Annotated in this window: 23 protein-coding genes; 15 read left to right on the top strand and 8 right to left on the bottom strand. The window is 42.9% G+C overall.

Going from position 1 to position 20,808, the window contains the following annotated elements:
* Positions 1–162 precede the first annotated feature (162 nt).
* From VEA_RS01130 to radC (VEA_RS01120), 3 genes are read right to left on the bottom strand one after another with little or no spacing between them, the layout of a single operon-like run.
* A complete protein-coding gene (locus VEA_RS01130; RefSeq protein ID WP_012841202.1) occupies positions 163–591 on the bottom strand; it encodes a DUF2787 family protein in 429 nt (142 codons plus the stop codon).
* Positions 592–617: 26 nt separating this feature from the next.
* A complete protein-coding gene (locus VEA_RS01125; RefSeq protein ID WP_012841201.1) occupies positions 618–1,043 on the bottom strand; it encodes a DUF2787 family protein in 426 nt (141 codons plus the stop codon).
* Positions 1,040–1,516, bottom strand: a complete 477-nt coding sequence (radC, locus tag VEA_RS01120) for a RadC family protein (RefSeq protein ID WP_012841200.1) — start codon at positions 1,514–1,516, stop codon at positions 1,040–1,042. The genes VEA_RS01125 and radC (VEA_RS01120) overlap by 4 nt, the downstream gene beginning before the upstream one ends.
* Before the next feature lie 228 nt (positions 1,517–1,744).
* Here radC (VEA_RS01120) and VEA_RS01115 point away from each other — a divergent pair, with 228 nt between their 5' ends.
* The 6 genes from VEA_RS01115 to VEA_RS01090 all read left to right on the top strand — a co-directional run bounded on the left by VEA_RS01115 (position 1,745) and on the right by VEA_RS01090 (position 7,925).
* Entirely contained in the window at positions 1,745–2,182 is a 438-nt protein-coding gene (locus VEA_RS01115) for an RNase H family protein (protein WP_012841199.1), read from the top strand.
* 161 nt (positions 2,183–2,343) lie between these two features.
* Complete coding sequence (locus VEA_RS01110) at positions 2,344–2,532, top strand: AlpA family phage regulatory protein (RefSeq protein ID WP_012841198.1); 189 nt, start codon at positions 2,344–2,346, stop codon at positions 2,530–2,532.
* A 371-nt stretch (positions 2,533–2,903) separates the two neighbouring features.
* A complete protein-coding gene (locus tag VEA_RS01105) occupies positions 2,904–4,187 on the top strand; it encodes a DNA cytosine methyltransferase (protein WP_006741824.1) in 1,284 nt (427 codons plus the stop codon).
* A gap of 17 nt (positions 4,188–4,204) precedes the next feature.
* Positions 4,205–5,824, top strand: a complete 1,620-nt coding sequence (locus tag VEA_RS01100) for a DUF262 domain-containing protein (RefSeq protein ID WP_006741825.1) — start codon at positions 4,205–4,207, stop codon at positions 5,822–5,824.
* Complete coding sequence (locus VEA_RS01095) at positions 5,821–6,954, top strand: AAA family ATPase (RefSeq protein WP_006741826.1); 1,134 nt, start codon at positions 5,821–5,823, stop codon at positions 6,952–6,954. The genes VEA_RS01100 and VEA_RS01095 overlap by 4 nt, the downstream gene beginning before the upstream one ends.
* A gap of 5 nt (positions 6,955–6,959) precedes the next feature.
* Positions 6,960–7,925 (top strand): hypothetical protein, encoded by a 966-nt coding sequence (locus VEA_RS01090; RefSeq protein ID WP_006741827.1) that lies wholly within the window; start codon positions 6,960–6,962, stop codon positions 7,923–7,925.
* A gap of 92 nt (positions 7,926–8,017) precedes the next feature.
* On the opposite strand, the gene VEA_RS01085 is transcribed toward VEA_RS01090, so the two are convergent.
* Positions 8,018–9,235: a tyrosine-type recombinase/integrase gene (locus tag VEA_RS01085; RefSeq protein WP_006741828.1), complete on the bottom strand. Its 1,218-nt coding sequence runs from the start codon at positions 9,233–9,235 to the stop codon at positions 8,018–8,020.
* A 203-nt stretch (positions 9,236–9,438) separates the two neighbouring features.
* A complete protein-coding gene (locus tag VEA_RS01080; RefSeq protein WP_006741829.1) occupies positions 9,439–10,305 on the bottom strand; it encodes a YicC/YloC family endoribonuclease in 867 nt (288 codons plus the stop codon).
* Positions 10,306–10,489: 184 nt separating this feature from the next.
* Here VEA_RS01080 and rph point away from each other — a divergent pair, with 184 nt between their 5' ends.
* Positions 10,490–11,206, top strand: a complete 717-nt coding sequence (gene rph, locus VEA_RS01075; protein ID WP_012841197.1) for a ribonuclease PH — start codon at positions 10,490–10,492, stop codon at positions 11,204–11,206.
* 104 nt (positions 11,207–11,310) lie between these two features.
* Positions 11,311–11,952 (top strand): orotate phosphoribosyltransferase, encoded by a 642-nt coding sequence (gene pyrE / locus VEA_RS01070; RefSeq protein WP_006741831.1) that lies wholly within the window; start codon positions 11,311–11,313, stop codon positions 11,950–11,952.
* An 85-nt stretch (positions 11,953–12,037) separates the two neighbouring features.
* On the opposite strand, the gene VEA_RS01065 is transcribed toward pyrE, so the two are convergent.
* From VEA_RS01065 to coaBC, 3 genes are all read right to left on the bottom strand, one after another.
* On the bottom strand, positions 12,038–12,988 hold the full coding sequence (locus tag VEA_RS01065; protein WP_012841196.1) for a Kdo(2)-lipid IV(A) acyltransferase: 951 nt from the start codon (positions 12,986–12,988) through the stop codon (positions 12,038–12,040).
* Positions 12,989–12,994: 6 nt separating this feature from the next.
* Positions 12,995–13,585: a nucleoid occlusion factor SlmA gene (gene slmA / locus VEA_RS01060; protein WP_005395778.1), complete on the bottom strand. Its 591-nt coding sequence runs from the start codon at positions 13,583–13,585 to the stop codon at positions 12,995–12,997.
* Between the two features lie 171 nt (positions 13,586–13,756).
* The gene (coaBC, locus tag VEA_RS01055) at positions 13,757–14,956 is read right to left on the bottom strand and encodes a bifunctional phosphopantothenoylcysteine decarboxylase/phosphopantothenate--cysteine ligase CoaBC (RefSeq protein WP_012841195.1); all 1,200 of its coding nucleotides are present in this window, start codon (positions 14,954–14,956) and stop codon (positions 13,757–13,759) included.
* A gap of 193 nt (positions 14,957–15,149) precedes the next feature.
* Here coaBC and VEA_RS01050 point away from each other — a divergent pair, with 193 nt between their 5' ends.
* The 7 genes from VEA_RS01050 to VEA_RS01020 all read left to right on the top strand — a co-directional run bounded on the left by VEA_RS01050 (position 15,150) and on the right by VEA_RS01020 (position 20,806).
* Positions 15,150–16,823: a methyl-accepting chemotaxis protein gene (locus tag VEA_RS01050; RefSeq protein WP_012841194.1), complete on the top strand. Its 1,674-nt coding sequence runs from the start codon at positions 15,150–15,152 to the stop codon at positions 16,821–16,823.
* Between the two features lie 114 nt (positions 16,824–16,937).
* Positions 16,938–17,612 (top strand): RadC family protein, encoded by a 675-nt coding sequence (gene radC, locus VEA_RS01045; protein ID WP_005395784.1) that lies wholly within the window; start codon positions 16,938–16,940, stop codon positions 17,610–17,612.
* A gap of 302 nt (positions 17,613–17,914) precedes the next feature.
* Positions 17,915–18,151: a 50S ribosomal protein L28 gene (gene rpmB / locus VEA_RS01040; protein WP_005384783.1), complete on the top strand. Its 237-nt coding sequence runs from the start codon at positions 17,915–17,917 to the stop codon at positions 18,149–18,151.
* 13 nt (positions 18,152–18,164) lie between these two features.
* Positions 18,165–18,335, top strand: coding sequence for a 50S ribosomal protein L33 (gene rpmG, locus VEA_RS01035; protein ID WP_004410866.1), 171 nt, complete (start codon positions 18,165–18,167; stop codon positions 18,333–18,335).
* Positions 18,336–18,609: 274 nt separating this feature from the next.
* Positions 18,610–19,086, top strand: coding sequence for a hypothetical protein (locus VEA_RS01030; RefSeq protein WP_041853004.1), 477 nt, complete (start codon positions 18,610–18,612; stop codon positions 19,084–19,086).
* A 102-nt stretch (positions 19,087–19,188) separates the two neighbouring features.
* Positions 19,189–19,998 carry a bifunctional DNA-formamidopyrimidine glycosylase/DNA-(apurinic or apyrimidinic site) lyase gene (gene mutM / locus VEA_RS01025; protein WP_006742529.1) on the top strand — a complete coding sequence of 270 codons (810 nt, stop codon included), beginning with the start codon at positions 19,189–19,191 and terminating at the stop codon, positions 19,996–19,998.
* A gap of 109 nt (positions 19,999–20,107) precedes the next feature.
* Positions 20,108–20,806, top strand: coding sequence for a glycosyltransferase family 25 protein (locus VEA_RS01020; RefSeq protein WP_154647399.1), 699 nt, complete (start codon positions 20,108–20,110; stop codon positions 20,804–20,806).
* Positions 20,807–20,808 lie beyond the last annotated feature (2 nt).

Genomic DNA, 20,808 nt, shown 5'->3' with positions numbered 1-20,808 from the left:
AGCCGACGATATCAAGAAACCCTTGTGCAATAAGGGATTGAAGCTTCCCGTTTTAACAATATGGGAAGCAGGCATCGGCGTAGCTCTATGCGGGTGGTTGTGTTGAATGTTTGGTAAGGGAAGAGGAGTGTTCTGGGGTAGTAAGTGGATTGGCTTTGGTTATTAGCCACACTTAATCTGAATTTGGTTGTAAGCGTCCATTGCTACATAAGCTAGAAAGTTACACTCCCACATTTCATACAGCTCCGTGGTTTCTTGTAGGTGCATGCCCAGCCAGCCGCTAAAGCGCGCGAAAGCGACGTTGTTAGCAAAATCAAAAGTCAGGTCGAGAACCAGTTGCGGTGTCTTGTCACCCACATAAACGCGGTCCGTTATCTCCCTAATGGCAATATGGCTGTCTTTAACATCGATAGTGATAGAGACAGGATGAAACCCTCCATCTTTCGGGTGGTAACTGGTGTCCTTAAATCGGATAGTTAGCCGTCCTCGGTAATTAACATCATGAATAGAGCGTTTAATTAAGTCTTTGAGTTGGTGTGAAGGCTTGGCTCGCTTGCATGCGAACATAGCCAGGTTAGCAGCTTGATTCATAGTGACCTCTTTGAGGGAAATGGAGATTAGCGAATGGGGGTAATGTCGATTGAGATTGCAGAGTGTGCGATGAGCGAGCGAGTGACTGCTTTAAGCCAGCTGGCGAGTAAGGTTTGTACTTCTGGCCGTTGTAAACTGCACTGCTTAATTTCAGGGTGATAGAACCAACAACCCGCGAAGTTGAAATAAAGCGATAACTCTTTTTGTGGCGTACCTGTGACGACAACATCAAAGGTTGCGATAAAGCGAAGCTGCCAGGGCGAATCACTGGATGTGCGTTCTAATTGAATTTCAATGGGCTGAAATCGTTGGTCAGTCTCTTGAGAACGAATGTTTAACGCCAATCGTTCAACTGTATTAGGAATGGTGCTGTCCAATAACAGGGCATCAAGAAAGCAATGCATTGGAGTAACGAGCTCATCACTAAGTCCGGAAACAATAAACTCACTCATATCAAGCCCTTCTCAGCAAATGAAACACAACCTTCACCAACAACGATGTGGTCTAAGACGCGGATATCCACGAGCTTTAGAGCGTCGATAAGTCGCTGAGTAATGCGTTTGTCGGCTTGGCTAGGCTCAGCAATGCCGGAAGGGTGGTTGTGGGCAAAAATTACCGCGGCAGCGTTGTGGTTTAGTGCTGTCTTCAATACTTCACGGGGATAAATCGAAGCGGCGTCAATCGTGCCAAAGAACAACTCTTCAAAACTGATCAACTGATGTTGGTTATCTAGAAACATCACGGCAAACACTTCTCGGTCATGAGATCCTAACTTGAGCTTTAGGTACTCTTTGACATTAGTGGGGTTGGTGAAGGTGCCTTCACGTTTGTATTTCACAGCCAGAGCCTCGGCTGCACGCTCTAGCAGTTCATTGAGTTCTGAAGTCTCAAAGGGGTAGTCATGGTCAGTCTTTTGGGTACGCATAAGGGCTCCTTGGGGTATCTGTTTGGTTATGCGTACTGATGAAATATATCTGAAAGGGTTTTAAATCAGGCTTGTCAGGAATTGGAGGGGAGAAAGCAAGCGTGCCCAGAGACAGGTAAAAAATAACTTACTTGCTGTTGTTATGTAGGAATCGCTGTAAAGCAAGTTATTAACAACCAAGCCGAATCAGAGAACGTATCGGCTTATTAGTCTCTGGAGAGTATGACAATGAATACAGAAATTTATGTAGAAGCGGCCATGGTGAGAAAGCAAAGAGATCGTCTTGTTGGTGGTGTTGGCTTAATCGTGATCGATGATGATGCGTGCATTGAACATGAAGATTGGGAGTATTTTGGCTATGTCGCAGACCAAACTTACCTAGAGCTGTCAGTGCTTGCTTTTGGGTTAAAGCATGCGAGAGATGGCGATATTATCTATTCAAGCAGCGATTATTGCGTCAAAGGCTTTAATGAGTGGTTAGATGGCTGGAAGCGACGAGATTGGCGTAAGGCAAATAAAGAACCGGTAGCTAATGAAGACCTTTGGCGACTGGTGGATGAAAGAAGCGCGGAGAAGCGTGTTGAGGTGAGGAAAGTCGCAGCCTGTTCAGCAGGAAAAGATGCAGCTTATAGATACGCTCTCGCAGCGGCGAACCGTCAGTTGTAATGAAAATGAATCACTTGCTGGTACTGCCAGCAAGTGATTCATCTTTGTGTGCTGCTTTGTTCAGGAACTGTTAGCTGTAGCCTCAGAGTAGGCGAGTAGGAAAAGTAAAAAATAACGTAGCGGCCTTTGTTATGAGTTGAACTACATAACAAGGTTTTAAAATGTTGAATTTTCTTAATTTAGAGCAAGTGGAAACCAAAACAACACTATGCAAAAGCACCATCTATAAGCTAATGAAAAATGGTGAGTTTCCAAAAAACTTCACCGTATCAGGTAAGAGTAAGGCTTGGGATGAAAAGGAGGTTGAAGATTGGATGATGAGTAAGATTGGAATCAATGATGTGAGATAGTGTTTATATAACAACCCTGCATTCTTACAGTGCTGGTTATCGAGTAGTCTGAGCAGCATTAGCTCAATGAAGCTATACAACATAACAGAAGTAACATTGACACAATAAATGAATAAAACTGAAATCTTAGCTGAGGTCGCTGGTATGACTCGTTCGTTAGCTTTGGGCAAGGTGTTGTAATTATGTGGATTTTCTCAGTGCCATGTTGCTTGAGAAGCCCATCGATTACGAATTAATATTAGCTTCAACATTAACTATAACGCTGGGTTACAGTGGACACTAGCAACGAAGGTTTGGCTGTTTCTATTCCTGTCCAACCCAAGTATAATCAGCGATCATTTTAATCTTTTCTAACTCTTGGTTTCGCTCGAATGGTAAGTAAACTTACAACATTAAATTTCAATTCGTTTTTTGCTGGTATTGGTGGGTTTGACTTAGCCTTCGAAAATCAAGGGTTTGAGCCAAGCTTTCAGTGTGAGTTGAATGCATTTTGTCAAAGTGTACTCAAAAAGCATTGGGGTAGGGTCCCATTGCACGGAGATATTTCCAACTTAGACGCAAGTGAGATTCCTAAAGCTACAGTTTGGTGTGGAGGATTTCCGTGTCAAGATCTGTCTGTTGCACGAGGCTCCAAAGGAAGGCAAGGGTTACGCGGAAGTAATTCTGGTTTGTTCTATCCATTTTTTGATTTGATAGCATCACATAAACCCGAAGCTGTTGTCATTGAAAATGTTGTAGGTTTGCTCAGTTCTCATAACGGTCAAGACTTTAGGATTATTTTAGAAAAGCTTACTAGCATTGGGTATGCTGTTGCTTGGCGTGTTGTAAATAGCCGCTTTTTTGGTGCGCCTCAATCGAGGCCAAGAGTTTTTATTTGCGCTTTTAGAGGAAACCCCCTTAAAGCATTCTCAACTTTGTATGAAACTGGGGTAGGTACTAAACCAAAAGATCTGAGGCGAGCATTTTTGGACGTTAGTGAATGCAGTAAAAGCAAAGCTAAAGTAGCGCAAATAGCATATTGTTTGGCTGCTACTTCTGGTCGGCATACTGGCACAGATTGGAGTCGTACGTACGTTTCTTACCCTGATGCCGTCAGGCGATTGACTCCGTCAGAATGTGAAGGGATTCAAGGTTTTCCTAAAGACTGGACTTTGTTGAATCATGAAAGAGCGACTGACTCAGATACAGAACGTTATCATGCTTTAGGGAATGCAGTGTCTGTTCCTGTTGTCGAATGGGTCGCCCGACGTTTAAAGCAAGAAATTACAGGGGAAAAGAAACCTGTGACTAGTCAAAATATGATACGTCATTTGCTCATGAGTCACGGTCCAGTATTGGAAAAGTTTAGAGAGCAAAATCACGTAAATTTAGTTTTAGATCCAACAGATAAAGAACATAAATTAAAATGGATGTCTGGTGGTATAGCGTTCGATGATAAATGTATAGACTTCAAGGCCACAGACTACCCAGAGACAATAATTCCTTCAAAGCTAATAGATGTTATCGACAAGTCCACTAACTTAGATGAAAAATACTATATTAGTTCAAATGCTGCAGAAGGAATACTTCGTAGAGTAAAAAGTCAAAATAGAAGCCTATTTGGGCCACTATATGATGCTCTGCTTGTAATGGCAAAAGGCAGAGAAGCTGCTTGAGGTGAGTAGAGGTTAGTATGGATTTTGTTGTTATAAGGTTAGGTAAGGATAGTGTCGATGATATTAAAAGAATTGACTCTTACAAAGGTTCATTGACAGAAAGTACTGCGTTGATCTTTAGATGTCATCAAGTCGAACAAGCCATTGTTGATAAGTTTGCTAATGGAGCGGTGTACTGTTTTTTATATTTAGGTTCAGATAATAGCAAAGGCATACCTACAAGTTGGCAAAAAGGTATTAGAGCTCTCGGTAAAATAGTTGCAATAGATGGAAGATCTAGTTTTCAATCAGAAGCAACAATTCATATTGACTTAATCAGCATCTTTCCAAACAGCCTTAATTCTACGAGTTTTCTAGAAGCAACTCCCAAGCTTTATCGAGAGTTTAGTCAATACCCTGTAATTGGCCTTCAAAGTTCAAGAAATAATGCTATTCAATATGTGAAAGGCGAAGATAAGCAAGATACGGCTTCATTAATTAATGCGATTAATACTTTGTATCCTAGATTTAGGCTCGATTTAGCCAAGAATGCCAGTGACCTTTTGGAACTTATCGATTCAGAAGAAGGCGAGCTAGAAGGGTATGAAGTCGAAAGTGAAGAAATGATTCATAGCTTTGGCTGGGGTGAGGAGTACCCTTTAAATACAGTTTTGATTCGTACGGAACAGAGAACTGTAAAAAATGTAGTGGAGAGAATAACTAATGATCGCTTTAAGTTAGACCCAGACTTTCAGAGAGCGTTTGTTTGGACGTCTTCAATGCAATCTAAATTAATAGAGTCTTGTCTGATGCGGATTCCTTTACCTGTATTTTATGTTGCAGAAGACGAAGATGGAAGAATAGTCGTTGTAGATGGTTTACAACGGCTTACTACATTTTTCCGTTTTCTTAAAGATGAGTTTCCATTACGTGGCTTAGGTATAAATGGCAAAAGGTTTAGTGAATTACCGATAAAATTACAAGAAAGAATAGAAGATACGCAATTAATTTTTTATATTCTTGACGAAAAAGCTCCTGAAAGAGCGAAACTGGATATATTTGACCGTGTTAATGGGGGAAGTCCACTAACACGGCAGCAAATGAGAAATTGTTTATATAATGGAGAAGGTACTAAATTCGTAAAAAGACTTTCCGAGTTGCAAGTGTTTAAGAAAGTTACCGGAGGGAGTTTCGACCCTAAGACAATGAGAGATCGGGAAGTTATTAATAGGTTTTTAGCTTTTTCACTTTTTGAGTATAGATCCTATAAAGGAGATATGGATGATTTCCTTGCTCGAGCTTTGAAAACCCTTAATCAGTTAGAAAGCTCTGAATTGGCTAATTTGGAGAATAAATTTGTCTTAGCATTAGAAAATAATTATCATCTATTTTCTAGCCACTCTTTCAGGAAGTCATTATTCGGAGCTACTAAATTTAGTGCGAGGTCTGTTATAAATATTGCGTTGTTCGACGTTTTCAGCTTTGCTTTATCTACGGTAGACTTAGATTTGATTGATGCCGATACACTAAAGGTCAAGCTAGAAAGCTTATTGTTAGATAATGAGTTTCTTGACGCAATTTCTATTGGTACGAATAGTACTCGGAAAGTACATATGAGATTTTCCAAAGTAATGACTTGTTTGGACGAATTTAAATGATAAATAAATTAGATTTAACGAATTTTAAGTGTTTTAAAAGGCTTATTTTACCTTTATCACACCTTACTGCTTTGACTGGTTTTAATGCTTCAGGAAAGACATCTACAATTCAGTCTATCCTGCTTCTCTCTCAAAACCTGAAAAATATTAGGCAAGACGATAAAGTTAGCTTAAATGGTACTCTTGTTCGTCTGGGAAGTCCTGGTGATGTGTTATATGAACACTCGGATGAAAAACTCATCAAAATTGATATAGAAAATGAAGAAGAAAAGATTTCTTTATCTTTAGATATAAGTAAAAGAAACACTGATAGAACGATTGATATTAGTGACTTGTCATTGATTGGTAGAGAAGAAACGTTTAGTTGTCGTAGCAGCTCAGTTCTCTTCTCTAAAATGGCTGAAATCCAATCAACTATATTTACGTCAATAAGGAATATTGTCTATTTAAGTACAGGAAGGCAAGATCTTGATGCTCTCTACCCCACTTCTCTAGATAATAGTGAGTTCAATGTTGGTGAAAAAGGAGAGTTTGCTCCGTGGCTGTTTGATATATCAAAAGACGATGTTGTGAGCTCTAGTAAGAGACATCCAAATGAGTCAGCTGATAGTTTTCGCCGTCAATTCAATGCTTGGTTTGGTGATATTTTTCAAGGCGCCGAAGCTGACACTTTGCTAATTGATAATAGTAACTTTGTTCGACTTCTATTTCGTCATAACAATACTAGTGAATGGAGAAATCCATCAAACATAGGGTACGGGTTGTCTTATGCTTTTCCTATTGTAGTTTCTGCTTTGCTCGCTGAACCCGGAGATGTATTAGTCATTGATAGCCCTGAAGCTCACTTACACCCTCAAGGGCAATCAAAGATGGGGGAGTTTCTATCTGTTATAAGTAATTCTGGAGTTCAGGTTATAGTTGAAACTCATAGTGATCATGTGATCAATGGATTACGTTTAGCGGTGTCACGCTCACTGATTGCAAGTGATAAAGTAGGAGTTCATTTTTTCAACTCTAAGAGTGAAAATATTGTTTCGCCGTCTATAGATAGTAATGGTAGAGTTAGTGAGTGGCCTGAAGGTTTCTTTGACCAGGCTGAAAAAGATCTAGCAGAACTTTCCGGCTGGTAGTAGCTATGACATGGTTTATTAACGAAGTCTCATTTACTGGGCAATATAAAAATAACAAGTTGTTCATTGAACATTTAAAATCTCTACTGAAACTTCGGCAGAGTAATAAAATTATTAAAGATGGCTTGTATTGTTCAAAGTACCTACCAAATTTGAAAGTTGTTGGTGACTCTACAGTTAGAGATGCTGTCAAAGCTGAGAATGATAGAGATTTAACTCGACAAGTTATAGAGTGGTTAGACAAGAAAGGCCCTTTTATTGATAGTATAAGGGAGCAGATTGAGAATGACGATTTCGAGCTTTCTGATATAGTTGTAACTGAATATGCTATAGGAGAGTCTGTTAGACAAAAAATTATTGGTAATTACTCTGCTCTATATAGCTTGGAAACACCAAAGTTCGAATTTACTACTAGTCCTTTAGTTGTCAACCAAATAGATGACCACCTAACAATAACTGCACATAAGATTGATAATTTTTGGACACTGGAAGACTTGGTTAAAAGCGCAGAAAACCAAATCCCACAGCCTACCTCATGGAATGAAATGCTAGATTTAGTCAGAGAGTCCTTTCCCGGTTTATCATTAAGTGATGAGCTAGGCGATTACCTTAACCCCCATCCATTTAGTAGTGTTATTTGCCAACATGTAATGCTCTACATGAACATATTCAATAGAGTTATTGAAAGTAGAGACGAGTCTGGAGGGTATACAGAAAGAACTCATGAAATAATAAACAAACACTTTTTAGGTGATGGTGCCAAGATTACAGATGAATCAGCTACAAACAAGGCTAAGTTTAAAGAAGATATGACATTTAAAGATCCAAGAGATGCAAGTAAGAACTTATTTTGCTCTTGGCATGCGAAAATATCGTTACGACAATTTAGAATACACTTTGAGTTTCCTATTAAATCGACTGAAAAAACAATGGCAATATGTTATATAGGCCCAAAATTAACAAAGAAATAGAAATTTAAACCTTGTTGTACCCCTGTCTTAACTTAAAAACAAAACATAGCGGTGGGGAATTATTGTTATTTGAATAATAATCTGTTCATGACTTAAGTAAAGGTAGCAATTTGCCATGCTAGTTTATCTAAAGCCTCTCTCCGCTCTTCAAAATAATCATGTCGATCATAAATCCCTTCAACACCTTTTAACTTGTGATTCAAGCACCTCTCGGCCACATGGCCGGGGGTGCCTTGTTGTGCCAATAAGGTTCGGCACGTACGGCGTAGGTCATGAACAGTAAAGCGAGGCATATCCCCCATAAGATTTGGCGGCTGTTTCTTTTTACCAGGTTCATGTCCGAATAGTTTGGTAATCGCACGATTAAGCGTATCTGTCCCCATATGTGGATTTTTACTGGATCGGCGACTAGGGAATACATAGTCAGAGACTAAGCTTCTCACTTTCAGTTCTTCAAGCCATTCTAATACTGGTGTCGCTAAAGGGATAGTAAGAGCGACATTGGTTTTGCTGCGTTCTTTTGGGAGTTCCCACACTGCTTTTTCTAAATCAAACTCTTCCCATCTGGCTTCGCACAGCTCGGATTTACGCACACCTAAGCACACTAGTAAGGCGCATGCTAAATAGTTGTCACGGGTAAAGCTCATCGGGTTTTGTTTAGCGGTATTAAAAAACTGCTTGAGCTCTTCGGTAGTTAAGGCTCTATCTCTGCTCTTTTCCACACCGCCAGCATCCCGAACCGTAAATGCAGAAGCAGGATTACCTTGCATGAGGTCGAGCTTCATTCCATGGTTGAACAGTTGTTTACAATAGTTAAGGGCGTCATTCGCAATTGCGGGTTTGCCAGCAGCAGTAATGGCATTAATAGTGGTACGAATATCACGAGCGTTGACTTGCTCAAGCGGGATAGCGCCGATATGAGGGGCAATATCTTTTAAGAAGACACGTTTAGGAATGTTAGGGTGCTTCAAACGTTTTTCTAGGGATGGATACCAGTCTGAAAATAAGTCGTTAACGGTTTTTATTTTTTCTTGCTCTGCGCGCTTGCGTTGTATAAGCGGATCAAACCCTTCACGGACTTGTTTCATTTTTTCGGCAGCTAGGAGTCGGGCGTCACGCAAAGATATGTCACTGACTTTGCCGAGTGTCATTTCGCGGCGCTTTTTGTTAGATGTGAAACGTAGCATCCAGCTAGGATAGCCAGAATGGGGAACAACCAAATACAAACCACCACCATCACCATAGCGCTTTGTTTTATCCCCACTAGTTTTAATTAATGCTTCCACTTTCTTAACTGTTAACTGAGACATCCTAACCTAACTCCACACCCATCAAATCGGCAGAACCTTACTTTACCCACCATTATTCTCTAATAGTAGTGTAACATACCCACCACTTTAACCACCAGTTGGTGGTGGTTAAAGGTGGTTCTCTATGGACCTGTATGGAATTTTATTATATTTAAGTTTTTGATATTTATTGCTTTAAATAACAATATGGAAGCGTGTGGAAATCATTCAATATTCTGGATCTGCTCACGCATCTGTTCAATCAGAACTTTCAGTTCAACGCCCGATGCGGTGATGTCTGTGCTGATGGATTTCGACGCTAGCGTGTTCGATTCACGGTTGAACTCTTGCATCATGAAGTCCAGACGACGACCCACTGCGCCACCTTTTTTCAGAATGTTTGTGGTTTCTTTTACGTGAGAGTCCAAGCGATCGAGCTCTTCAGCAACATCCGACTTTTGCGCTAGCAAAATCAGTTCTTGCTCGATACGAGACGGATCCAATTCCACTTTAGCGTCTTCGAACTTCGAGAATAGTCGCTCACGTTGCCATTCTAAAATTTCTGGCATGCGCGCACGCACTTTTACGACTTCTGCAGAAATGGCGTTCAAACGCTGTTCAATCAGCGCTTTCATGTTCTCGCCTTCACGAGCTCGCGCTTCAATAAACTCATCCATTGCGCCTTCAAACGCTTCTAGTAGCACTTTATTTACCGCATCCATGTCTTGCTCTGGCGTTTCCATGACCCCCGGCCATTGCATGACTTGAAATGGATTGATTCGGCTCCGTTCACCAGTCATGTGCATGACTTGTTCAGCGGCCTTAATTACTTGGCTAGCAAGCGCTTCGTTGATGCTAAGCTCACCTTTTGCTGCAGGGTTTGCTTCAAAACGCAGATTACATTCCACTTTGCCTCGCGCTAAGCGCTTACGAAAACGCTCGCGTAAAACGGGCTCTAATCCACGAAATTGTTCTGGCATGCGGAAGTATGTTTCTAAATAACGCTGGTTCACGCTGCGGATTTCCCATACCGCAGAACCCCAGTCGCCTTTTACTTCTTTGCGTGCATACGCTGTCATACTGTAAATCATCGAATTTTCCTGTCTTCATTTTTTGAAAATTACTGCAAGAGTGTATCACGCTGCGTCGATAGGTGCGCGGGATGTATGGATTGTTTATGTTGTGCCAGCGGCGTAACCTATGAATCCGGAATCGATTCCGTTATAATCTTCGCCCAACCAAATCGTCTTCTCCTCATATTTAAGGTAGATGCCCATGCGTCCAAACGATCGCAAGGCGGATCAAGTTCGCCCTATCAAAATTACTCGTAACTACACAGCTTACGCTGAAGGGTCAGTGCTAGTTGAGTTCGGTAACACCAAAGTGTTGTGTAATGCGACCGTCGAAGAATCTGTGCCACGTTGGTTAAAAGGTCAAGGTAAAGGCTGGGTTACAGCTGAATACGGCATGCTACCTCGAGCAACACATTCTCGTACTCGTCGTGAAGCGGCAAGTGGCAAACAAGGCGGCCGTACGATGGAAATTCAGCGTCTTATTGCACGAAGCCTACGTGCTGTTGTCGATCTAAAAGCCATGGGTGAGTTCATGATCACCGTTGACTGTGACGTTATCCAAGCTGACGGTGGTACCCGTACTGCATCTATCAGCGGCGCAAGTGTTGCAATGGCCGATGCGTTCCAACACCTAGTGGATAGCGGTAAGCTAAAAGCGAATCCAATGAAAGGCCACGTAGCGGCAGTTTCAGTTGGTTTGCTAGGCGATGATGTTCTGTGTGACCTTGAGTACGTTGAAGATTCAGCGGCAGACACAGACATGAACGTGGTAATGACCGAAGAAGGCAAGATGATTGAAATTCAGGGCACTGCAGAAGGTGAACCGTTCAGTCACGAACAGCTGATGGCATTGCTCGAGTCGGCGAAAATCGGCATTACGGAAATTGTCGCAGCGCAGAAGGCGGCGTTAGCCAATTGATTTTAATAGCTCCCATTATGGGGGCTATTTTTTTATCTCGACAATAGAGAAATGAATGATTGTCGAGAAGAGACACAAGAAACCAAGGACATAGAGAGAAAATAATGAAAGCATACCAGCGTGAATTTATTGAGTTTGCACTTGAGAAAGAAGTTCTTAAGTTTGGTGAGTTTACTTTGAAATCTGGCCGTAAAAGCCCGTACTTCTTTAACGCTGGTCTTTTCAATACTGGTCGTGACCTAGCGCGTCTTGGTCGTTTTTACGCAGCCGCGCTCGCTGATTCTGGCATTGAATTCGATGTACTGTTTGGCCCTGCGTACAAAGGTATTCCTATTGCAACGACAACAGCAGTCGCGCTGGCGGATCATCACGATATCGACACGCCTTACTGCTTCAACCGTAAAGAAGCGAAAGATCACGGCGAAGGCGGTAACCTTGTAGGCTCTGCGCTTGAAGGTCGAATCATGCTAGTGGATGACGTAATCACAGCAGGTACTGCGATTCGTGAATCGATGGAAATTATTAAAGCAAATGGCGCTGACCTTGCGGGTGTGTTGGTTGCTATCGACCGCCAAGAGAAGGGCAAGGGCGAGCTTTCTGCGATTCAAGAAGTTGAGCGTGACTTTGGTTGTGCCGTGATTTCAATTGTAAGTTTGGGTGATCTTGTTACTTACTTAGAAGAGAAAGGTGACGCTGCTGAGCACTTGGAAGCAGTTAAAGCCTATCGCTCGGAATACGGCATTTAATTTGTTATTTTTTCTGAAAAAGTAAAAAGGGCAGATGGATATCCATCTGCCCTTTTTTTGTTTTTGGATTTATCGCCTTGACGACTTACTTATAGCGAATGCCTTTCTCGACATGCTCATCTTGCATGGTTTTGTAGCGTTTATGGAGCCACATCCATTGCTCTGGAGCGCGTAGGATGACCTCTTCCACATACTTGTTCATGTAAGCGGCAGCGGCGACTTCGTCTTTTTGTGGATAGTCGGCTTCAATGCACTTATCGGCGATGATGTCGTATTTCCCTTCACCATTGCGAAACCCTGAGCCTGGGATGATCGCACATTTTGAGGTATACGCCAGAATGCTTGTACCAGTTGTAGTACACGCATCGTCTACGGCAAAGAAGGGCACAAATACAGATTTTTTTCGACCGTAATCGTGATCCGGCAGATAGAACAGACGCTCACCGCTGCGTAATACACGAATCATCTTTTTCACATCTTTACGATCAATCAGTTTATTGCCGTTATGTGTCCGTCCCCAATACTGGATAAAGTTATAAGCAGGATTATTATGCGGACGAAACGCGCCGTACCCGGCCACGCCGAGCACGGCGAAAGCACGTGCAGTGATCTCTAGATTAAGAGCATGGACACAACAAAGTAGGACGCCTTTACCTTCTTTGGCTTTTTCACGCAGTGCGCCGAGATCTTTCTCGACGATAAGTTTTTTAAAGCGCCAAGTCGGCCAGAACCAAGTGATTCCGGTTTCTATGAGTGCCATACCGGTATTTTTGAAGTTCTCTTCAACAATATGTTGAATCTCTTCAGGTGTTTTGTCTGGAAAGGCCAATTCTAAGTTACGTTGAGCAACGTGGACACGCTTTTTACCGTAGCGCATGCCAAGTTTACCGAGTGAACGACCTAATGAAAGCAGCAGCCGATAAGGAAGAATATTGACGAGGATGGCCAACAGACCAAAACCAAGCCATACGCCCCAGTTACGAGGGTGAAGAAGTGAAAGAGAAAACTCGGGCTGCGTGTATTTGTCTTTACTCATAATCTTTTACTTTATTTGTGCACTCAAAAGCGCCCAGTACTCGTCAAAGTTTGCAGTCGGCTGGTATTTAAAGTCGCTACGCACAAAGCGGTTTAGGCTACCCTCAACTTGTCCCAGAATTTGCGCGGCTAGGATGCGCTCTTCGACAGGGAAAGACTTCCCTTCACGAATCTTACGTTCACGCAGGATCTGGCGCAATTGTGTTTCTATGCGCTCAAAGAGTTGATTGATGCGTTCACGTAGGCGTTCATTTTCAAACATTAGAGCATGGCCCGACAAAATGCGTGTCAGACCAGGGTTACGTTCAGAGAACGCCAAAATCAGGTGCATCACCATACGAATACGCTCTAGAGTATCTTTTTCGTCGTCTAGAATACGGTTGATACGTGTCATCAAGGCTTCTTCAATGAACTCAATCAACCCTTCGAACATGCGCGCTTTACTTGGGAAATGACGATACAGCGCGGCTTCTGAAACGCCGACTTGCTTGGCCAGTTTTGCCGTAGTAATGCGTGAAGCGCCTTCTGTTGATTCAAGCATTTCTGCCAATGCTTGTAAGATCTCTTCACGACGGTTGGATTTTTTACTGCCGGCCATTAGTTACTTCCTTTCAAAATACAAAGTTGAGCGGAGGGGATTATAAGACGCTATTTCGCCTCAAACTAGACCACTAAGGGTGGAATGGGAGATTTAACACCCTTAGTTGTCATGTTTGTACCAAATTTATGCCAGCTTTTGTGAAAAGTTGGCAGGGTTTTCAAACGTTAGTTACATCAAGTGATGCATTTTTTCGAGAATTCTAAAGCTCAATGCTTCTTTTGATTCTAAAGCGAGCGCAAGTTCACCCTCAGGCCAGTACAGGGTAATCGCGTTGTCGTTGCTGTTAAATCCTTGCCCTGCAACCGAAACGTCATTCGCACAGATCATATCGAGGTTTTTCTTTGTTAACTTGCCTCGAGCATAGGTCTCTACATCATTGGTTTCAGCCGCAAAACCGACGGTAAACGGACGCTTCTCCGTCATTGCTGCTACAGAAGCAACAATATCAGGATTTTTGACCATATTAATGACCATTTCGTCATTGCCTTCAGTTTTTTTCAACTTTTGAGACGCGATCGTTTGTGGGCGGTAGTCGGCAACAGCAGCGCAGCTAATAAACGCATCATGCTTGTTTGCGTGTGCCATAACGGCTTCGTGCATCTCTTGTGAACTGGAAACATTAATGCGCTCAACACCTACGGGCGTATTTAAACTGACAGGACCGCTCACGAGGGTGACTTTGGCTCCCATCTGCGCTGCGGCGCTCGCCAATGCATAGCCCATTTTACCGGAGCTATGATTCGTAATGTAACGCACTGGGTCAATCGCTTCGCGAGTTGGGCCAGCGGTGATGAGTATCGACTTACCTTCTAGCAATTTTGGTTGAAAGAACTGTTCACATAGATGCACTAGCTGCATTGGTTCCAGCATTCGACCTGGTCCCACATCACCACAGGCTTGCTCTCCTGCCGCTGGACCCCAGATGTGCATACCGCGACGCGCTAACGTTGAGATGTTCTCTTGGGTTGCGAGATTGCGATACATCTGTTGATTCATCGCAGGAGATACAGCAACAGGGGAATCCGTAGCGAGCACAAGCGTGGTAAGCAAATCGTTCCCCATACCTGCAGACATGCGCGCGATTAAGTCCGCGGTCGCTGGCGCTAGTAGTACTAAATCTGCCCATTTGGCCAATTCAATATGGCCCATAGAGGCTTCCGCTGCTGGGTCTAATAAATTGTCTGAGACAGGACGGCCCGAAACGGCTTGCATGGTTAAAGGGGTAATGAACTCTTTTGCTGCTTTCGTCATTACCACTTGAACTTGCGCTCCTCTCTCTATGAGGCGACGGGTTAGCTCCGCACATTTATACGCGGCAATACCGCCACTGATGCCGAGTAGAATTTTCTTTCCTGCTAGTGTTTGCATGTGAGATCTCCAATTTGATGACCGGATTTTAACACAATTCAAAGTCTGACCGCCCGAGCATATATAACGAGAAGATAATTCACATCAAACTCCAGAGTATTAATCTGACCGAGGAAGGGAAAATTCGCGCCTACCTCACAGACAAGTTGCGCGGAGTTTGCAAGTCTGAAAAGAAAAAGAGGTACTGGAAACCATGGTGTTGAAAAGTCGAAACAAATTGCTGTTGATAACCCTAATTCCGTTGTTGTTGATCACCACTTTGATCTCAGTGGTGTATTACATCAACAGCAGTAAAAGTTTGGAAGCGGAGCTGGCAAGAGACAGGCAAGAGCTCATCGAAACGAAAAAGAAAGAGTTACAAGCCTACATGATGATGGGTGTGACTGCGATAAAACCGTTATACGACACGGATGTAAATGGAAGTAATAAAGAGGCAGCAAAAGAAATTCTGAAAGCCATGCGCTTTGAAAGCGATGGTTACTTTTTTGCCTACGACTCTCAAGGTGTGAATACGTTACATGCCATCAAACCTTCTTTAGAGGGTAAAAACCTTTACGACTTAAAAGATGAAAATGGGGTCGCAGTTATTGCGGGCTTGATTGATGCTTCTCAAAAAGGAGATGGATTCCTCTATTTCTCGTGGCACAAACCGACCATTGACGCACAAGCGCCTAAGCTAGGCTATGCAGAATATCTATCGAAATGGGACTGGGTTTTAGGCACTGGTGTTTATATTGATGACATCGACCAGCAAGTTGCGATGCACAGAGAGTTAAAGACTCAAGAACTAAAAGAGCATACGTTATCTGCCGTGTTGATTTCCGTTATTGGGTTGATCATTACCAGTGTTCTCACCAGTATCGTGGTGTCGAAAGGCATTCAGCCATTACAACATGTCGCGGCGTCATTGAAAGATGTAGCCGCAGGCGGCGGTGACTTAACGGCTCGTTTAAAAGTCGAAAGTCAGGATGAAGTCGGTGAAGTGGCGGCCGCGTTTAATGAGTTTATGGATAAGCTGCACCCACTGATGCAGGATATCCACCGCTCTGCGACGACAGTACAGACCGTTTCTCAAAGCTTGAACACTCAGACCAGCCAAGCGAGCGGTCAAATGCAGGATCACTGTTTAGAGACGGACAAAGTCGTGACGGCAGTGACACAAATGAGCATGACAGCCAAAGAAGTAGCCAGCAATACCAATGCGACCGCGCAGGCGATTGAGGATGCCAACAGTCAAGTTACCGAAGCTCAGCGTGAAGTGGAACAAGCAATAGAAGGTATTACCGAGCTAGTAATGGAGATAGACAGTACGTCAGATGCAATTTCTGAGTTGAGTTTACAAACCGAGAAAATAACCAAAGTACTGGATGTGATTGGTGAGATAGCCGAGCAAACGAATTTGTTGGCCCTAAATGCGGCGATTGAAGCGGCTAGAGCCGGTGAGCAAGGTCGAGGGTTTGCCGTCGTTGCGGATGAAGTTCGCTCGTTAGCCAGTCGTACACAAAATAGTACTCATGAAATTGGCGACATGCTCAAGCAGCTACAAAATGGTGTATCAAGAGCGGTCAGTACGATGTCGGTGAGCCAAAAACGAGGTGTAAAAACGGCGGAAGAGTCCGCGCTCATTCAGCAATCTCTTTCTGGTGTTCATCATTCTATCGGTACGATTCGAGATATGGGTATTCAAACCGCGTCTGCCGCCGAAGAGCAAAGTGCGGTTGCAGAAGACATCAACCAAAACTTAGTGGCTATTCAACAGATCGTGAACAACATTAATGAGACGTTGCAGCATGCCGAGTCAATCAGCACGCAGCTATCACAGTCTGGAACAGAAATTCACGGCTTGGTTGGCAACTTTAAACTCTGATGAACTGTTAAGTTGCATTGAAAGCACTGATGGTACGAAGAAAGCGAAAGTCACACTCGACTTTCGCTTTTTGTTTTGTGGAATAGGGGCACTTTCCATATAAAGAGACATCAGATGATACTGAAAGCTATGCCAACTGAGTCCATGCCCAGAGAGAAGTTGTTGCAACGAGGACCGCAAGCATTGACCGATGCTGAGCTACTGGCCATCTTCTTGCGCACAGGCACCCGCGGAATGAACGTGATTGAGCTTGCAGACTTCCTTATTCAAGACTTTGGTTCGCTCAGACAACTATTTTCAGCATCAGAGCAAGAGTTTTGTCGTCACAAAGGATTGGGGCAAGCCAAGTATGTTCAGTTGCAAGCGGTACTAGAAATGACGCAACGCTACTTGGCGGAGACGCTAAAGCGTGGTGATGCCTTAACCAGTCCCGACCAAACTAAGTTATATCTGTCTTCTATTTTAAGGGATCGGCAAAGAGAGGCTTTTTATATTCTTTTTCTCGATAACCAGCACCGAGTGATAAAAGATGAAATTTTATTTGAAGGAACGTTGGATGCCGCGTCGGTTTATCCGAGAGAAGTCGTCAAGCGAGCTCTGCATCATAATGCGGCGGCTTTGATTTTGGCGCACAATCATCCTTCAGGCGTTGCTGAGCCGAGCCAAGCTGACAGAAGGATTACAAGGCGTCTCACCGACGCATTAGCATTGGTGGATATTCGTATTTTGGACCATTTCGTCATCGGAGATGGGGAAAGTGTCTCTTTTGCTGAAAGAGGCTGGATATAACTGTGCGTTTTTTAGGTTGTTAGTTGCTAAAAATCTGCTATCATCCACGCCACTAAATTTTTAACTGAATTCAGCTTGGACTGCTAAAAAAATCTGCTGTCTAAAAAAAGATCACGAAAACCTGTAAAAAGGATCTGTTCGGGTCTTGAGCAATGCATATCAAGTTAGTATAATGCGCGACCTTTGATAGCCTTGTATGGATTTTCCATAGCGGTTCTTAACCTCTAACTTCTTTTCGAGAGATAGAGAGGTTCGGCCACCAAGGTTGATATCGAGCTGAAACGATTTTGGAGAAGACATTCATGTCACGAGTATGCCAAGTAACTGGTAAGCGTCCAGTAACGGGTAACAACCGTTCACACGCACGAAATGCTACTAAGCGTCGTTTTCTGCCGAACCTACAAACTCATCGTTTCTGGGTAGAGAGCGAAAAACGTTTTGTTAAACTACGTCTATCTGCTAAAGGTATGCGCATCATCGACAAGAAAGGTATTGATACTGTTCTTGCAGACATGCGTGCACGTGGCGAAAACGTTTAAGAGGAAATAAGCAATGGCAAAGAAAGGCGTTCGTGAGAAAATCCGTCTAGTATCTTCTGCAGGTACAGGCCACTTCTACACAACTGATAAGAACAAGCGTAACATGCCAGGCAAATTTGAGATCAAAAAGTTTGATCCAGTAGTTCGCCAGCACGTTATGTACAAAGAAGCAAAAATCAAATAATTGGTTTCAGTCTCTTTGATGAATTGAAAAACCCAACTTTCGAGTTGGGTTTTTTATTACCTGAATAAAAAGTGCTGAAAAAGTGTTCAGTACGTTATCGGATAATAAAGCACTGCTGAAGTCATTTTATCGGTCCGACGCTACACTAGAATTTTTGATTTATCGCTCTCTACCGCTTTGCCACCAATTCTCTACACACTTGCACACCGTTGTTCTAGTCAAGCTCAATACTCTTTGGTAGTTTACTCATAACTATAAGAGAGTAGAGATGGTTATGCGTGTGAGTCCGGCTCGTCGCCGCCGATGGAACAATATTCTTATTCTGGGCATTATCGCGTTTATAGTGATCTTAAATGCGCCGATGTGGATCAAAACTTACCTATTAACAGACCAAGCAGACCCCTACCCAAATGTACTTCGCTCCGACTATACGGTGGAGTCTTTGTACTATAGTGGCTGGGAGTTCGAACTGCATGATGGACGATGGCAATCTAACATCAAAGTCGATGCACCGATCAGTGAACTTGTATCACGTTGGCAATCATTGGAAGGGACCGAGCTTACCTCTGAACAGTACGATCATTTAAAACCTAACCTGATGGTACCTGAAACGGTAGAAGTCTGGTATCAGGATCTCGAAGAGCCGCAGCGGGTGACTTTCTTTCGTTTACCTGATTTCTGGCTATTTAAAACCTGGCAAGACAAATGGGTAGCTATCTCCGTCGATGAAAACTACCTTATGCCAGAGTAGAGCCTTTTTGCGCCTATACCCCTAACAAGCTTCCCTATTTATCGTTTTTCTTTTCGATTATGCTAGCAGCGAGAACTATTAGCCGGTGAATTGGAGAATCTAATGCCTGAGTTGCCAGAAGTTGAAGTCAGTCGTATGGGGATTAGCCCCCACATGGTTGGACAAACGATCCAGTCGTTTACTTTTCGAACGCCTAAATTGCGCTGGGATATTCCTATAGAGCTTAAAAAATTGGAAGGGCAGGTGATCCGTGCGATTAGCCGTCGCGCAAAATACTTACTGATCGAGACAAACACAGGTACAGCCATTGTTCACTTGGGCATGTCGGGGTCTTTACGTGTCCTAGATGCCGACTTTCCGCCAGCAAAGCACGATCATGTGGATCTCAAACTAAGCAGTGGAAAAATACTGCGTTATAACGATCCGCGTCGTTTTGGGGCATGGCTGTGGTGTGCTCCTGGCGAGTCACATGCTGTACTAGCAAACATGGGGCCTGAGCCTTTAACTGAAGAGTTCAATGCGGAATATGTAGCGGAGAAAGCTAAAAATAAGCGTGTCGCCGTCAAGCAGTTCATCATGGACAACAAAGTCGTGGTTGGTGTCGGGAACATCTACGCGAATGAGTCGTTGTTTAAATCTCGAATTCACCCTTCAAGGCCTGCAGGTAAGCTGACTTCTCAAGAGTGGGGGGGACTTGTTGAAAATATCAAAATGACACTTGAGATTGCCATTACGCAAGGTGGGACTACGCTGAAAGATTTTGCGCAAGCCGATGGAAAGCCGGGTTACTTTGCACAAGAGTTACTAGTTTACGGAAAAGCCGGAGAGCCATGCCCAGAGTGCGGCGAACGACTTCAAGAGCTAAAAATAGGGCAGCGTAATACCTTCTTTTGTAGTGAGTGTCAGAAATAATAGGCTTGGAGAGTTATTGATAGTTCACGCTCAACAATGAGTATCCTTGCTAATAATTATGGGGGTAGATACTATATTGAGCTGCACTAAATCAGCTGAGGGTTTAACGGTGGAACTAAGCAGTAATACACCATTGAAAGTGTTTGTTATTACAACTGGAAATGAAGAGCGAGTAAATCGCATTCAAAATTACCTAAAGGGTATCGATTTTGAATTTGTTTACTCAGATTCTTATGATGATCTTCTTAAGCTAGAGAAAGAGTATGAAAGTTACTCTCATAAGTTTCGCCAAAAAGCGATCATGGCTGGAGAGATTGGTTGTTTTAAGACACACTCTCAAGCATGGGAATTGATTGTTGCGTCTGGAACGCCTGCGATTGTTCTTGAAGACAATATTGAGTTCATCGGTGAAGCATCAAGATTACTTGCTGATGACGTACTATCTTATATCCAAAGTTGTGGCTTAGTGAATTTTACTAACTTCTGCTACATTTTAGACCCAGAAAAACCTTTTAAAATATCAGATGTAAAAGAAAAGAAGCCGTTTCCAACTGTGTGTTATGGCATTACACCATTGAGAGCTAGAGATCTATTAAGCAGCATGAGAAAAACGGCTTATGCTGTGCCAATTGACAAGTGGTTAGCGATTCCCAAATTAAGTGGTTGTTATGGTTACATCAGCCCAATAGTGGTAGCGAAAAGAGAAGATAACCTGACTAGTATTGCTAATAAACGTAAGGGGAAAAAGACTTTTAATCCCCTTAACATGATTCAGCGTGTTATCAATAAAATTAAGTACAACTACTAGTT

The organism is Vibrio antiquarius (genome assembly GCF_000024825.1).
GTDB lineage: Bacteria > Pseudomonadota > Gammaproteobacteria > Enterobacterales > Vibrionaceae > Vibrio > Vibrio diabolicus.
The sequence above is the reverse complement of the archived record's forward strand: the minus strand, read 5'-3'. Positions and strand labels throughout refer to the sequence as shown.

What these genes read in the sequence shown, in the direction of transcription:
- VEA_RS01130 (WP_012841202.1), bottom strand. Translation starts at nt 591, where the DNA reads ATGAATCAAGCTGCTAACCTGGCTATGTTCGCATGCAAGCGAGCCAAG.
- VEA_RS01125 (WP_012841201.1), bottom strand. Translation starts at nt 1,043, where the DNA reads ATGAGTGAGTTTATTGTTTCCGGACTTAGTGATGAGCTCGTTACTCCA.
- radC (WP_012841200.1), bottom strand. Translation starts at nt 1,516, where the DNA reads ATGCGTACCCAAAAGACTGACCATGACTACCCCTTTGAGACTTCAGAA.
- VEA_RS01115 (WP_012841199.1), top strand. Translation starts at nt 1,745, where the DNA reads ATGAATACAGAAATTTATGTAGAAGCGGCCATGGTGAGAAAGCAAAGA.
- VEA_RS01110 (WP_012841198.1), top strand. Translation starts at nt 2,344, where the DNA reads ATGTTGAATTTTCTTAATTTAGAGCAAGTGGAAACCAAAACAACACTA.
- VEA_RS01105 (WP_006741824.1), top strand. Translation starts at nt 2,904, where the DNA reads ATGGTAAGTAAACTTACAACATTAAATTTCAATTCGTTTTTTGCTGGT.
- VEA_RS01100 (WP_006741825.1), top strand. Translation starts at nt 4,205, where the DNA reads ATGGATTTTGTTGTTATAAGGTTAGGTAAGGATAGTGTCGATGATATT.
- VEA_RS01095 (WP_006741826.1), top strand. Translation starts at nt 5,821, where the DNA reads ATGATAAATAAATTAGATTTAACGAATTTTAAGTGTTTTAAAAGGCTT.
- VEA_RS01090 (WP_006741827.1), top strand. Translation starts at nt 6,960, where the DNA reads ATGACATGGTTTATTAACGAAGTCTCATTTACTGGGCAATATAAAAAT.
- VEA_RS01085 (WP_006741828.1), bottom strand. Translation starts at nt 9,235, where the DNA reads ATGTCTCAGTTAACAGTTAAGAAAGTGGAAGCATTAATTAAAACTAGT.
- VEA_RS01080 (WP_006741829.1), bottom strand. Translation starts at nt 10,305, where the DNA reads ATGATTTACAGTATGACAGCGTATGCACGCAAAGAAGTAAAAGGCGAC.
- rph (WP_012841197.1), top strand. Translation starts at nt 10,490, where the DNA reads ATGCGTCCAAACGATCGCAAGGCGGATCAAGTTCGCCCTATCAAAATT.
- pyrE (WP_006741831.1), top strand. Translation starts at nt 11,311, where the DNA reads ATGAAAGCATACCAGCGTGAATTTATTGAGTTTGCACTTGAGAAAGAA.
- VEA_RS01065 (WP_012841196.1), bottom strand. Translation starts at nt 12,988, where the DNA reads ATGAGTAAAGACAAATACACGCAGCCCGAGTTTTCTCTTTCACTTCTT.
- slmA (WP_005395778.1), bottom strand. Translation starts at nt 13,585, where the DNA reads ATGGCCGGCAGTAAAAAATCCAACCGTCGTGAAGAGATCTTACAAGCA.
- coaBC (WP_012841195.1), bottom strand. Translation starts at nt 14,956, where the DNA reads ATGCAAACACTAGCAGGAAAGAAAATTCTACTCGGCATCAGTGGCGGT.
- VEA_RS01050 (WP_012841194.1), top strand. Translation starts at nt 15,150, where the DNA reads ATGGTGTTGAAAAGTCGAAACAAATTGCTGTTGATAACCCTAATTCCG.
- radC (WP_005395784.1), top strand. Translation starts at nt 16,938, where the DNA reads ATGATACTGAAAGCTATGCCAACTGAGTCCATGCCCAGAGAGAAGTTG.
- rpmB (WP_005384783.1), top strand. Translation starts at nt 17,915, where the DNA reads ATGTCACGAGTATGCCAAGTAACTGGTAAGCGTCCAGTAACGGGTAAC.
- rpmG (WP_004410866.1), top strand. Translation starts at nt 18,165, where the DNA reads ATGGCAAAGAAAGGCGTTCGTGAGAAAATCCGTCTAGTATCTTCTGCA.
- VEA_RS01030 (WP_041853004.1), top strand. Translation starts at nt 18,610, where the DNA reads ATGCGTGTGAGTCCGGCTCGTCGCCGCCGATGGAACAATATTCTTATT.
- mutM (WP_006742529.1), top strand. Translation starts at nt 19,189, where the DNA reads ATGCCTGAGTTGCCAGAAGTTGAAGTCAGTCGTATGGGGATTAGCCCC.